The following is a 485-nucleotide window of genomic DNA, read 5'->3' on the forward strand; positions in this document are numbered from 1 at the left end:
CAGATTCCCTGGTGGCGGATCGTTGGCGCGGGCGAGATAGCCGCCGAGCCTGGCGATCTTGATGAGATAATGCGACAATGTCTTTCGTTGGGTGCTGACTGGATTCTTGTCTTTGACGAGCCGATAAGCAATTGGATTTCAGCTTTGGTCAACGCAAATTCCGGTGAGACATTTGGCGCTGAACGATTGAGCATCGTCATCCAAAAAATGCGCCAGCTCACAATGCAGAACACCGAGATCAGATTCGTCAATCGCTGAGCAGTCCGCAGTTGCGAGTCCTCTGCCCTACAGCCGGATTTGAGTATCTTGTGGAAGACCTCGATCTTCCATCGCAAGGAATACCAATCGAGTTTCTCGATCGCATCCCCGCGCGATTGCACCGGAAGATCGGTCAGGAGTTTCCATTCAATCTTCTTTCTGTTCTTTGGCGCTCCTCTTTCATCAGCGTGGATCACTGTCAAAGTCAAAGCTGGATACCGCGACTG

At 51.5% G+C, this 485-nt stretch carries 1 protein-coding gene; it reads left to right on the forward strand.

Annotated elements, in window-relative coordinates; genetic code table 11:
- Window positions 1-258 (forward strand): hypothetical protein (locus tag AC5ZFO_RS48270; protein ID WP_496124307.1); only part of this gene is annotated, 258 nt, incomplete at its 5' end.
- Window positions 259-485 lie beyond the last annotated feature (227 nt).

Source organism: Bradyrhizobium sp. Unk1, from assembly GCF_059512345.1.